The following is a 13,133-nucleotide window of genomic DNA, read 5'->3' on the forward strand; positions in this document are numbered from 1 at the left end:
CGCGAACACTGCGGGCGTTTTTGCTTGGCGTCAATCTTCGACGCGCATCTCGCGGAGAACGCTCGCGACCAACTTGGCCTTCGCTGCCGCGTCCGCTATCCGTGGCTTGACAGCCTCGGTGTTTGGCTTTGGCTTCGCGTTGGCAGTTGGCGCCTCGTTCGCGCAATACCACCTGGCGAGGTCCTCCAACTTGACTAAGGGCGTCGCGCCAACTTTGCGATGGGGAATGGGAAATCGGCCGGCTTTTATCGCGGCGTAGATGGTCGGCGCGGCGAGCCCAAGAATGCGCGAGAGCGCGCCGACTTTGACAAAAGCCGAATCGATCTCGAATTTCTTGGCAAGCTCGCGCGCCGCTCTCTCGACGGCGTCATCAGAAGGTCGCAAATCGGAAGCGTCGTGCGGATGGTTTGATTGTGGCTCCATAGGTGTCTCCATGTGAAGGCGCATCGGCGCGCGCCGTCTTATGAAGGCCCATGAATGGCCATCTAGCCCGCCGAAAACGTTCTTTTTTCGTGCCGCTCGTCGGGTAGACGCTAAAAATTGCTGCAAAAAGTTTGTGCAGCGCCAATACGCCGTGAGTGGTTTTTTCTCTAAATAGAGATTTTAAGTTTAATTTCCACTAAAAATCATAAAATTTTTAACAATAAATGCACATTTAATGAATGTGGGTCGCGTTTTGCCGGTTTACGACCCGGTGTAGTCGGGGGAATTCGCTCGCGGCAGGCCCTTGCGCAGCGAGCCGTTTCGAGAGAGGAAATGGGGGCGGTCGCAGCGCTGCACATTTTGCAAAGCGACCGTCTTGCAGCATGAAACCAATCGAGCGTGCCTATTGCATAACTCGTGGGTATTTATAGTTGCAGGCCCATTCGCAACCTCAAAGGAGACACCATGCCTAGTATCGCCGAACGCCCCCGAAAAAACGCCCCATCCAAATGGCAATGCACCGTCCGCCATCCAAACGCGCCAACAATCGTCCGCACTTTCGACTCCAAAGAGCTTGCCGCGCGCTTCGGAGAAAAAGTCGAAACGCGCCTGCGCAGACTTTGGCCCGAACAACCGAAACCAAAGGCTGCGCCATTGCTGGCGAACGAATCGCTCGCGAAGCTTATTGACGACTTGCTCGCCTCCTCGGAGGTGGCCAATCGCCATAAAAGCAGCGCCCCCACCGTTCGCCGAAACGTCGGCAACGCCACCGTTGAAGACGTCACGCGCCGATGGACCAAAGAGTTTGTCCGCAAGATGCGGGCAAAGCGTTCGATGCGCGGACGCCCCTTCTCTTACGAGACCATCGTCCATCACCTGGCGATCATTCGACAAGCGATCCGGGCGCGAGCCGACCACCTCGAAACGCCGTGCCCCGCGTTCCCTTTCAGCGAGCGCTCTCTGCCGCGCGGTTGGAAAAACAAGCGCGAGAGGCGCCTGTCCAACGACGAGCAACGCGCTCTCTTTTCTCGCCTTCGCCGATTAAAGACGGACGCCCGGCCGCATTACTTGGCGCTCGTTCGCCTCGCCCTGGAAACCGGCGCGCGTCAACAAGAGTTGGTTTTCGCCGAGTGGAGTGAATTCGACATGGAAAAGGGGATATGGGTGATACCCGCCGCGCACGCGAAAGGCAATAGATCTCGATTCGTGCCGCTCACGCGCAGAGCGAGACGCCTTTTGAAAGTGTTGGCGGCTTTCCACTCGTCCGCCAGCGCTCGCGTCCTGTGGCGACTCAGTCAGCCACACACGGTCTCGACAATGTTCGCGCGCTTCGCCAAAGAAGCCGGGTTGCATAACTTCCGCTTCCACGATCTGCGGCACGAAGCAATCTCGCGCATGATTCTCTTCAAGCGAAAATTGTCCACTTTCGAGATCATGCGGATCGTCGGGCACAGCTCGCTCGACATGCTGAATCGATACGCGAACCTTCGTGGAGAGGAGCTTGTTGGTCGGATGGACTGAGGTCCTCCGCATAGATGAAACTCGGACCCAAGGCCCTGACAGTCCTTGGGTCTGTTCGCACTCCTATGTTGTTGACGAGATTAAATGCTATCGATCACAAAAATAAATTCAGTGAAGAACCAAGCCAGCAGCGCGCGCGGCGGCGATTACCTGTTCTATCTTGGCTCCCCATCGACCCGAGAGCGGAGCGACTTTTCCGAATACGTGGCGGGGAAGCCTGAGCTTGGCGCGCCCGCTCCATTCTGGGCTGGCGCCGCTGCGCCGCTGCTGGGTCTTCACGACGAGGCGCAGGCGGAGCAGGTCGAGCGGCTCGCCCGCGGATTTCATCCATTGACCGGCCTGCCTCTTGTGAAAGGAGCGGGGGACGAACATGTGATGGGGCTCGACATGACGTTTTCCGCCCCAAAAGACTTTTCCGCTGTGTTCGCCGCCGCCGACACGGGAACACGCGCCGAATTGATCGACTGCATGCAGAAAGCCGTCCGAACAGCGCTCGACCACGCGGCGGAGTCCGCGCTCACGCGCCACGAGCGCGGCGGCCGAACCAAACGAGTGGCCGAGGCGACGATCGCGGCCTGCTATACGCATTTCGCAAGCCGAGCGCTCGATCCTCAGATCCACGTTCACGCGTTTCTGTTCAACGTTGGGAAACGGCGCGGGATCGACGAATGGAGCGCCTTGGAACATCGTCCGCAATTCGACCGAAAGATTTCGACCGGCGCTCTCTTTCGCGCGGCGCTGGCATGGCACCTTCGTGGCATGGGGTTCAACGTTTTGGCAGATGGTCCTTATTTCAAAATTGGGGGCATCGCCGACTCCCAACGCGAGGCGCTTTCAACGCGGAGCCGTGAGATAGCCGACTACTTGAAGCAACAAGGCGTCAACGGCGCAGCAGACTCTGCCGCTCGGGAGATCGCCGCGCTCAACACGCGCTCAGCGAAGGCCGAGCCGCCGCTGCCCGAGTTGCTCGCTCGTTTTGAAAAACAAGCGGCGTCGTTAGGCCTTGACGCCCAAGCCATACGCCAAATGCGCGGCCTCGAAGCGCGAACCGAAGCGCAGAGTCTCGACGCCGCGGACCGAGCGCCTTTGACGCCGTTCACGCTCGATTGCTCAGAGCTGCTCGACGAGCTGACAGCCAGCCAATCATGCGCGACCGCGCAAGAAGCGTTGGCCGCGATCTGCGCGAAAGCGATGGGCCGCGCGTCCGCAGAAGATTGTTTGCGCGAGCTCGACCGGTTCCTCGCCTCTGAGCGCATTGTCCGGCTGGGGCAAACCGAGATGCTTGTCGAGGTGTTCACTTCGCGGGAGCGAGTCGCGCAAGAAAGGACGATCACAGAAAGGGTGCGCGAAGGCGCCGCAAGCCGAGTTCATGCGGTTGCGCCTGATCTGATCGCCCGTGAATTCGATGCGTTGGAAAGAGAACTGCAAGCAAAACTTGGCGTTGCGGTCTCTCTCGCCCAGCAACGAGCGGCGGCCCTCCACATTGCGTGCGAAAGCGGCAGGCACGCTTTCGTTGAAGGATGGGCGGGAACCGGCAAAACGACCCTGCTTGGAGCGTCCACACGCGCATACAAGGCGGCCGGCTTCGAAGTGCTTGGTTGCTGTCAATCCGCCGCCGCCGCGCAAAACCTCGCGCGGGAAACCGGCGCGCGCTCGCGCACCATCGCAAGCCTTTTGCTCGGCCTGGCTTCGGGCCGGTTGACTCTGGATGAGCGGTCGATCGTGGTGCTGGACGAGGCCGGGATGGTCGGCTCCCGCGAGTTCTCCCTGTTGCAGGATGCGGTGCTGACGGCGGGCGGCAAGCTGATCTGCGTTGGGGATCCAAAACAACTGCAACCGATCGAAGCGGGCGGCATCTTCGCGTCGCTGATGCGCGAGCACGGAAAAGCGGAGCTATCGGACATCCAGCGGCAACGAACCGACTTTGCCCCGCTCTTCGATTGGATCGACGCGCGAGCTCGCGCCGGCGACGGAGTTTCCAAAGAACAAGCCGCGGCACTCCGGCAAGTCCCTGACGACGCGCGAATGGCGGCCGTCGAACAGCTTTGCGGCCAAAGCGCGAAGCTTGCTCGGGCGTTCGACCGGTGGCGAGCGCGCTATGACCACCAATGGCTGCGCGACGTCGTTCGGTTTTTCGCGTCGGGCGACCCCCGGCCGGCTCTCCAACTGCTTGACGCAAAGGGACGGCTCCGGATCGCCGCGTCGCCTGCGCAGGCCGCCAGTCAAATCGTCGCGGCGTGGGAAGCGGACAAAACACCACTGGTTGAAAAAACAATGTTGGCGGGAACGCGAGCAGAAGTCGCCGAACTCAATCGACTGGCTCGCGAGCGCCTCGTGGAAACCGGAATGGTGGTCGATGCGCTCGGGGTTGACGCGCTGGCGCTAGCCCGCGACGGGAGCGGCTCTGTCAAACGCTTCGCCCCGGGCGACCGCATTGTCTTTTCGAAAAATGATTTGGACTTGGGCGTCGCGAATGGAGCGGCAGGCGCAATCACAGCGATCGAGCCGGCCGCGAGCGGCCCGCGCTTTGTCGTCAAGCTGGACTTCCCCAACGCCAGGGGCGAGAGAGTTGTTTCCATGCCAGCAAGATTTTCGTTTTTCGACCACGCCTACTGCCTGACAAACCACAAAGCGCAGGGGCGCACTTTTGGCGCCGCTTACGCGCTTGCGAATCCTGTCATGGCAGACCGCGAATGGATTTATGTCGCCGTCAGCCGCTCGCGGTTCGCCACGACTTTGTTTGTCGACGCGTCCGCCCTTGGCCTGAACGATCCTGAGTCGCACCGCGCCACGGCGGACAAAGCCGCGACGCGGGAAGCGGTGATTGAGGCGCTCGCGGGGCGCATGGCCCGCAGCCGTGCAAAAGGAACGACGCTTGACTACATGAGCGAACAATCGCCGGGACTTTTTGCTCCCCGTGTCCTCGCCCATGAGGACGTTCGTCGCGAGCCTGCGGCATCGCGCGCTTCGCCTGCGCCGGCGCACTCCGCCCGCACCGCGGACAGAAAGACAGTCGTCGCGAGAGTCCGCCGCCTGCTGGGCAAGCGGCATCGCAAGCTTGTCGGCGACAAGTTGGCCGCCACGACACCGGCCGCCCCAGACGCTCTTCGCGAGCTTGAAGGGCCTGTGCGATGAGCGAACGAACAAGCAATGGACAAACTGTCGGGAACGAATCCGAGCGTGGCGCCCGTGGCTGGGATAGGGACCGTGTCAGCGTCCGCCTTTCCGAACGGCGAGCGGCCGCGCTGAGGCGTTTGGTTGCGGACATGCCGACCGCCACTCCAACCGACGCCATCGACAAAGCGATCGAACTTGCATGTGACGTCGCGCATGAGTCTTCCAGCGACTTGATTGAAATCCCGCGCGACGAGATCGTCGGGTTGGAGAACCGGCTCGCCTCTCACTTCGGTTCGCAAATCAATCGTTTGGTGGCTATGCTCGACGAACTCAGGGAGACGACCGACCAGCTTCGAGAGGCTTTTTTGGCAGCGTCCGATCTTGATGAACAAGGCGGCTCGGCGACTGGGAGCCAAACCGCGCCAGAGGCTGAGGCTGGGGTGCTCGACGCCCCGCTTGGCTTGGCCGATTGGTTGGCGCATGAGTCGGCCCGCGCTCAAACGCTCTCGGCGAAAAGGTCGGCCGTTGTGCGTGGTCGCGTCCAGAACCAGGTTGGCTCCGGCGATCAAGATGTCGCGCTCGTTCAATCCGGTCAGCTCGTTGCCGTGGATGGCGTCAAGAATTTAGCCCGCGAAGGCCGTGCGCCTTTGCTCCGTATCAATGTCGAGAAAAGCAGCGACCATGAACAGGCGCTCGTGATCGGCGCTGAAATCTGCCTCTGGTGCGAACGGCTAGACCGCGGCTGGCAGGCCAAGATTCATCGTGTCGAGAAGGATGGAAGAATCGGCGCCCTTGTCGCCACGCACCGCGGCTGACAGACGCTTTTTCAGCGCCGGAACCGGCGCACCGCGTTTGCACCGCGCAACGGTGCGTCCGGTGTATACGAACAAATGAATACGAACAAATGAATACGAACAAATGATCAGGATATCGACAAGTCAAGCGGGCTTTCCTGCGCTCGCTGCCGGTCTCAATCGATATCTACAAGCGCAGAGAACAACATTTTTTGCGACGGGCTCATATTAAGCTTTAACACACCGTAATTATCCCGAAGATCTTTTGCGAGCTTCATCGCTCGCAAACCTTCAGCTTGAAGAATGTAGGCCGCCGCTCTTGCCATGTCCTCCCAATCCGCCGCGACGTCGTCCCAGTGCTCGTTCAACTGTTCGCGCTCCAAATTCACTTCCCGTAAAAAATCTAAGATACGCGCATGATCGTCGGCATCGAGCGGCGAGCCGTCAATAGTGGAGTCATCCAGTGGCGGGACTGATGTTCGGGCGATCCCGCCGTCGTCGCCGGGAGAGCTAATGCCTATTGCAAATTTTGCGCATTCAAAAGTGAACACTTCGAAGCGAGACGCGATTTGAAGTGCAACAGTCTTTTTCTTTCTATCAAGCTCGTCGCGCTCCTTTTTGTCCTGCCGCTTATGCTCCTTAACCGTTTTTCTTTCGGCAAAGAAATATGCTGTCCAAGAACTGATGCCGACTGAGATTAGCGTGCTGATTCCCGTGGATAAAAAATTTACTGAGCGCAAATCCATCTTGTGTCATCCCGTAGAAATCAAAAAACGTATCATCGCCACTTGTTAAATTTGCCGGCCCTTCGTCAATTAACCGCACAACATCCAACTTGGTGTGGTTTTCCAAATGCTGTTGCGCCGCCGAGGTCAGCCGTCGACAACTTCAGAAACGGATATGAAACGCGATTTTTGCTGTGCTCTGTTGTCGCCCCATGGCATCAGTTTGACACGCGGGTATGTCAAGTAAAGCAGTCGCTTCGATCGCGTTACGGCGACAAATGCGTTTCGGTTTTCCTCCGCCATCTCTCTTGGCCGACCGACGGCTCGGTAATCAGGGAATGTTCCCTCTGCCATGCCAGCGACAAACACGACCTCAAACTCTAAGCCCTTCGACGAGTGAACCGTCAAGAGCGCGACCCCTTCGCGATGGGCCTTTTGCGTTGCGCCCAAAGCCTTGCTGCTCATGAAGCCGGCAAGCGTGCGCGATGGTCCATCAGAACGGAGGTATTGATCCCACTCCTGCTGAAAGACTGCCGCGTCCTCGTATATCGCACGACGGGAATTTTCGTCGAGTGTGTCTGCGTATTCCCTCATCAGCTTGAATGCCGGCATGAGGTCAAGACGCGCGGTGTTCTGAGAAATGGCCGTGATGGCGCTCACCACCGCCTTGGCTCGCGAGTCCGAAGAAGCGAGCGCCATCTGCGACAACGCCTTCAATGCGTCGGTCGCCGTTGGTGGCGGAGGCGTCACTTTCCATTTCAAGGCCAGCGCGGAGAAGTGCAGGCGATCCCTGGGATTCGCCATGACGCGCAGCGCAAGCTGAAAATCGTCCACCAACTCCGATTCGTTTTCATGGTTCGCGGTTAGCCGCTTGTGAAACGGAATGCCGCGACGGCGAAGCTCCTTTTCAATTTCAAGCAACGCGAAGCGAGTCCGGCCCAAGACCGCGCATTTAGACGGTTCCACTCCGCCTTCGACGTCCGGGTGTCCCTGCGAAAACAACAGCTCAATCTCGTCGACGATGAGCGTGGCTTCGCCCGCTTCGTTATCTCCAACAAACACGCGGGCAGCGCCCTTGATGGGGAGCTGCGCGTCCACAAGGTAGTGGGGATCAATCGACCGCGCGACACTCACCACCGCCTGCGACGATCGAAAATTCTCTGTCAACTCGATACGCTTCGCCCCGAACTCGGACAGGAAGCGCTCCATGTATTCCGGGCTCGACGTGTTGAAGCCATAGATGGACTGCTTTGGGTCGCCGACCATCATGACGTTTTTATACGCATCGCCGCACAGAGCGCAGAGCAACGCGTATTGCGCTTCGTTGAGGTCCTGCGCCTCGTCCACGCAGACAAACTTGTAAAGCCTGCGGTAGAAATCGGCGAGCTTCGGATTGTTGGTCAGCAGGCGATAAGCGAGCAGCAAAAGGTCGTCAAAGTCGTAGGCCCCACACGCGCGCAGCCCCGCGTCGTAAGCGTCGATGACGCGTTGGTCCAATTCGTCGCTCAGAACGGCGCAGCTTATCGGATGGGCCTTAATGCGCGAGATGGTTTGGAGCCAGTTGTCGACCATCCGATTCCGATCTTTGCGGTCGACGATCTGATTCACCTCTTCGTCGAGCAACGGGTCTTGCCGGATCGCTTCCAACAGGATTTCCTTGCGATCCTTGTGCTGCTCGAAAATGTGCGGAGTTCCTTCCACTCCGACCGATTTCCCCCGCTCGGTGATCATTTCGAGGCAGAAGCTGTGCAACGTGCCGATGAACGCGCGTTGACGGTTCTCGCCCAGGTCCGACAGACGGTCGCGCATCTCGTCGGCGGCTTTGTTCGTGAAGGTCAACGCCAGCACGCGGAAGTGTCCAGGAACATTCGTGAGCAGAGAGCGGACACGCTCAGTCAGCACGCGGGTCTTGCCCGATCCCGGGCCCGCAACGACGAGCAACGCCCCGTCGAGGTGGCTGACAACCGCGACTTGTTGCTGCGACAAACGAGCTTTTGTTGGGCTATTCATGATGCTTTGATCTCCACCTCGGCGATCCGTTTTTGAATCCCATGGTCGGCTCCGATTTTCGAAAGAAGCCTCTCGATATGCTGTGGGAATCGGCGGCTCTGGTCAGCCAATGTTGAAATCGTTCTGGCCAAAGGTTTGGCTAGACGAGTTTTTGATCCTTTCATGGCGTCCGCAGCGGCCCTAAGACGACCGCCCTCGCTCTTGTAGTCGCGGCTGCCCTTGTTCTTCCCGAGCGACAATCCATCATGGTTTTCGATATACCAGTCCAAGAACTTTTCGTGGCCGGAGGCTTCGTCCAGCGCAGTCTCTATTTCGGTGAGATAGCCGTCTGCCAGCAGTTGCGTTTCAAAATTTTTTCCGTTCGCGATTGCGACGACATTTGGGGATGCCGCAATGGGCGGACGTCCGGCCTTGTTCAATGCGGCTTCGAGATCGGTGATAGGTTTCTGCTCACCATCGGCCATCACATACCACGGGATATCAAGGCTCTTCGCAAGCCATATGAACGGAAAATAGTCAGTGCCGTTCACCCGGACGAAACTGAATCCTAGCTCATGGATGGAGGCGCCCCAATACTCTTCCGCCCACACCGGGAGCGCCTGTTCTTCCGTTTGTCCCTCAAATAACACAACCGCCCTCGCGAACAGAATGTCGCCTCGCGACTCGATCACCGTCTCTTGTAATTTCCGGACATCGTCTGCCTTCGTAAGCTCGGACAAGTTGAGCTTTGTCGCGCTCGTGTCCCCGCCCTTTTTGATAAAGAGCCTCAGGTCCTCCAACTGCGCCTGACCCGCGAAATACGGCGAATGGGTGCTGACGACCCGCTGCCCCTTGATCTTCCGAATGTGGGCGAACAGCGAACGTTGCGCCTGCGGATGAAGGTGCGATTCGGGCTCTTCCAGCGCGAGAACCGAATGCAGCTTGTCGCCGTTTGCCGTCGCAACGTCGCCTCGCCATGCGGTGAAGGCCCGGAACACCAGCAGCGAGGCCAAACTCCTCGTCCCCATTCCATGGCGCGACAGCGGAAACGACTGCGCGCCGGCGGTGGAAAACGATACGTCGACGCCTTTCGACAGGTCTCGAAGCTTTCGCGCGACAGGCGCGATGTCGATGCCGGCACTGTCGGCGGACACCACCGATTGAAGGTCCGCCAGGTTCGTTTTCAATCGTTGCAGCATTTCGCTCTTGTCGACGATCTGCTGATTGATCCCGGAGAGTTCCGCCTCCAACGCTGCCACGTCTTCGCCGGACAGGCCCAAATCCTCCGTCATTCGGCGCCAGAAAGACCCTTGACGACGCAAATCGTCCTCCAAATCTCGCTTGGCGTCGATGTAGTGCAGCGCGACCGGCTCAAGCTGGGCCGCCGTGAGCAGCTTGTCCTGCGTCGGCGTGCCCAACCAATCCGCAAAAGGCCGCCACTCTCGGAGGAACCGTCTCTCAACGACGTAATCGGCCTTCTCCACGCGCCAACCCAGCGTCGTGCGGAACACCATGAACTCGTCGAATTCTTGATCGTCGATGACGATGCCGGCCCCCCAGAGCGCCGTCCAAAAACTGCCCTCAGGAAACCTATCGGCAAATTCACCGTTCTCGCCGATCGGCCGAATCCGAACGTCCACGACAACCTGCCGCTCCTTCGGCGGCATCGCCTCGCCGTGCGCGAGGCGGATATCGTCTTGGCCTAGAATTTTGCGCCCGGAGCCAACCGCTGCAAACATGGCATCCAAGAAACTGGTCTTCCCCGCATTGTTTGCCCCGATCAACACCGTCAGGTCGCCCAACTCCACCTCAATGTTGGCCAATGACCGAAAATTGCTGATTCTGACGTCGGTTAAGGCTATGCCGCTATCGGCCGCGTATGTTGGCATCGGTTCTCCCCGGAAGGGTATAGATTTTATGCGCGAGCGCGGACGCTTTCGGCGAATGAAACGCGGCAGCGCTTCGCTTGACGGCCGCAATACGAGGGGCGCCCCGAAAACTATGCGGGCGCGCCGCTCCGCCCACTGTTCTGGGGGGCATTATCACTCGGTTTTTGGGATAACCCGCCGATGGAGTGCCTCATTTGAGCGCCGTGCGGTTGCTGGCCAGCTCTCCGACTTGGCGTTTTTCAGTCCGCTCGTAGAAGAACGGCCGCTTGCTATTTATTCGCAGGTCGCTCATATTAATTGCTGGCGCCAGCCGTCCCCCGATGGGAGCCCCGGCACCCAAGGGCTGCGAGTGATCGCATGAAAACCGGCATATTGGCCCCTATGGACGCCGCTTTCGGGTTGCTCGACGAAACAACCGGCCAACCCGTCCCAACCACCGTTACACCGTTCACGCGTCCGACGGAGCGGGGATCTCGGACAACACCGACGCACAGGGCTAAACGCAAAGCCACGAAGCGCACTCGCCTGCCTCTTTGCGGTTCTCGTCGCATTCGACGCATGTCGGAAACGCCTACGGCACCGGAGCAGGCTCGGGCCGGCAACCACATCAGGCTGACAGACGACAAGCTTGCCCGGCGTTCTTGAGACTCAAAGTTGATATGAAAAAAGGCCCTGCGGGCCTTTTTTCGAGTAGGAGGGCGGACAGCGATTACGAGTCAATCTCGGCAAATCGCTTTCCGCTTTTCGACAGCGCGTCGATCGCCTTCTGCTGATCCGCAGCCGACAGCTTGCGTGGCCTGAAAACTGGGGCGCTTGGCCGCCTCACGATCCGTTCGCCTCGAGCTTGCTGAGGGGATCGCACAACAACCGTTGGTTCATTCCCGCTCCAAACACTCGCTGCCGCTTTCAGAGCCGCCGAAAGTTTGCCGAAGCTCCTGGGTTTGAAATGGATAATCATCTCAGACCTCCGCAAGATACCTGTTAAGCCACTCTTTTGCTTCCGGGTGGACAAGGCTAAATTCCATATACCAGCCGTCGCCCACCGTAAGCCAAAAATCTTTTCCACCTTCCACCAACGCTAGCACATTCTGGACCGTCTCGCAATCCCTCAGTTTTTTCGGATATTTCTCAAAATAAGGAAGCATCTCACGGGTCTTTTCGTGGAGATCCATGTCGAAACCCATTTTGGGCCAGACGTTAAACCCAATCCACCGGTCTTGCGCGGCGCCCTCAGCCGTCCGCTCACGATCGCCCCAAGACCGTCCCCCGGCTGCCATCAAACGCAGGCGATCAAACGTCGGGCCGGAAGATATTTTGCCGATAGTATCGACCATCGATCGAACCATGAGCGCGCCGACCCCGGAAAAACCGAAATTCTTGTTGAAGTCTATAAGCTTTATGTATAAAGCTAGCGAATCTTCCGAGCTTCGGTAAACCACGATCTCGTTTTTCTTGGAAATATAGGCCGGATTCTTTACTGTTAACACTAGGCCCGCCGGCACCTGTTCGATTTTGGCCGGAGGATCGTCATAACCAGGCTCGTCTTCTGTTGGGCCTTTGGTCGAGACGGTAACGACCGACCCTTCTGGCGCCCCCGCCAAGCCAATCAGCTCAGCGTCCTCAAAAGAGTATCCAATAAAGTCGGCGATGTCCTGCGGCTGAAGGCCATCGGCGAACAATATGGTCGACGTTAGAGGGTTGAAGTAAGCACGCTGCCGAGTTGATATTAGTGCGGGGTTCATGGACGCAAAGCGGCTAAGCAAATGTTAGGTTAGATTCCAGGCCCATCAAAACATAATGGACACGCATTTTAACTCGCCCACCACGGTCCGTTCTTGCCAACTATCCAAGATAATCAAGCCTGCGGCCCTGATCGACGGAATTTCGACATAGCTTCATCCGGATTAACAATGGCATCTTGGATTCGAGAAAGTTCGCTAAGGACAACGTCACTGGTGAGCTTTTCAACCCGATGGCTCAATACCTCGAACTGCTGCATGAGCAGACGCCCCTCTGATGGGGTCTTGACACCCTGAGCGCTAAGAACCACCTTGCGCGTCTCGTCCAAGAAGTCGCACAAAATTCCGCCTTGAGCGGGCGAATTTGTGCGAAGGATCAGGCGAAGATGACTCGATCGCTGGCCATTTTCCGTCTCTCGTTCGCTGTTCCCTTTCGCAAATCCCCTTCTCAGCTCATCAAGCTTTCTGTCGCGCTCTTCGATTGGGATGATTTGATCATTGAAGATTTCACTATGCGTTCGTCGCACGGCATCCCATTTCCAAATAATGGTTTTGGACTGAGAGAGATGAATCGCCATCTCGGCGTTTAAGTCATCAATCCATTTGGGGCGCTTGTCCACAAGCAACGATGCCGCAGCCCGCGCGTTGGCAGTCCGCTGCTCGGTCAAGACTTCCTGCGAATGTTTGAGATTGGCCCTGGCAATCTTAAGCATGCGGCTTTGCGTAAAGATCGCGACGCACGCGGCAATCATCGCTGCTGCCAAACCGGCCAAGGCTGCGATGGCCGGCCCCGGGTTTTTTAGCACAACCGCCGTTATTTGCGACCACACTCTGCCTCCCACATTCGCACTTTAATCCGTGAAGCGCCCTAGCTGGGCGGCAGGCGACTATATCGCACCCACCCACAAAAGTGCGGATCATCTCTTGTTATCCAAG

At 58.3% G+C, this 13,133-nt stretch carries 9 protein-coding genes; 3 read left to right on the forward strand and 6 right to left on the reverse strand.

Going from position 1 to position 13,133, the window contains the following annotated elements; all coding sequences use genetic code 11:
- Window positions 1–30: 30 nt before the first annotated feature.
- Window positions 31–423, reverse strand: coding sequence for a helix-turn-helix transcriptional regulator (locus BSU04_RS24585; protein ID WP_089163017.1), 393 nt, complete (start codon window positions 421–423; stop codon window positions 31–33).
- Window positions 424–888: 465 nt separating this feature from the next.
- Between BSU04_RS24585 and BSU04_RS24590 the strand changes: the two genes are divergently transcribed.
- The 3 genes from BSU04_RS24590 to BSU04_RS24600 all read left to right on the forward strand — a co-directional run bounded on the left by BSU04_RS24590 (window position 889) and on the right by BSU04_RS24600 (window position 5,876).
- Window positions 889–1,944 carry a site-specific integrase gene (locus BSU04_RS24590; RefSeq protein ID WP_089163018.1) on the forward strand — a complete coding sequence of 352 codons (1,056 nt, stop codon included), beginning with the start codon at window positions 889–891 and terminating at the stop codon, window positions 1,942–1,944.
- An 84-nt stretch (window positions 1,945–2,028) separates the two neighbouring features.
- A complete protein-coding gene (gene mobF, locus BSU04_RS24595; RefSeq protein ID WP_089163019.1) occupies window positions 2,029–5,079 on the forward strand; it encodes a MobF family relaxase in 3,051 nt (1,016 codons plus the stop codon).
- Window positions 5,080–5,210: 131 nt separating this feature from the next.
- Entirely contained in the window at window positions 5,211–5,876 is a 666-nt protein-coding gene (locus BSU04_RS24600; RefSeq protein WP_144021338.1) for a hypothetical protein, read from the forward strand.
- 155 nt (window positions 5,877–6,031) lie between these two features.
- On the opposite strand, the gene BSU04_RS24605 is transcribed toward BSU04_RS24600, so the two are convergent.
- The 5 genes from BSU04_RS24605 to BSU04_RS24630 all read right to left on the reverse strand — a co-directional run bounded on the left by BSU04_RS24605 (window position 6,032) and on the right by BSU04_RS24630 (window position 13,027).
- Complete coding sequence (locus tag BSU04_RS24605) at window positions 6,032–6,601, reverse strand: hypothetical protein (RefSeq protein ID WP_089163021.1); 570 nt, start codon at window positions 6,599–6,601, stop codon at window positions 6,032–6,034.
- Between the two features lie 126 nt (window positions 6,602–6,727).
- On the reverse strand, window positions 6,728–8,590 hold the full coding sequence (locus tag BSU04_RS24610; RefSeq protein ID WP_089163022.1) for an ATP-dependent helicase: 1,863 nt from the start codon (window positions 8,588–8,590) through the stop codon (window positions 6,728–6,730).
- Entirely contained in the window at window positions 8,587–10,458 is a 1,872-nt protein-coding gene (locus BSU04_RS24615) for an ATP-dependent nuclease (RefSeq protein WP_089163023.1), read from the reverse strand. Before BSU04_RS24615 ends, BSU04_RS24610 begins: the two co-directional genes overlap by 4 nt.
- A gap of 959 nt (window positions 10,459–11,417) precedes the next feature.
- A complete protein-coding gene (locus BSU04_RS24625) occupies window positions 11,418–12,200 on the reverse strand; it encodes a hypothetical protein (protein WP_089163025.1) in 783 nt (260 codons plus the stop codon).
- Between the two features lie 113 nt (window positions 12,201–12,313).
- Window positions 12,314–13,027: a hypothetical protein gene (locus BSU04_RS24630; protein WP_144021339.1), complete on the reverse strand. Its 714-nt coding sequence runs from the start codon at window positions 13,025–13,027 to the stop codon at window positions 12,314–12,316.
- Window positions 13,028–13,133 lie beyond the last annotated feature (106 nt).

It is taken from the genome of Caballeronia sordidicola, from assembly GCF_002220365.1.
Classification (GTDB): Bacteria; Pseudomonadota; Gammaproteobacteria; order Burkholderiales; family Burkholderiaceae; genus Caballeronia; species Caballeronia sordidicola_C.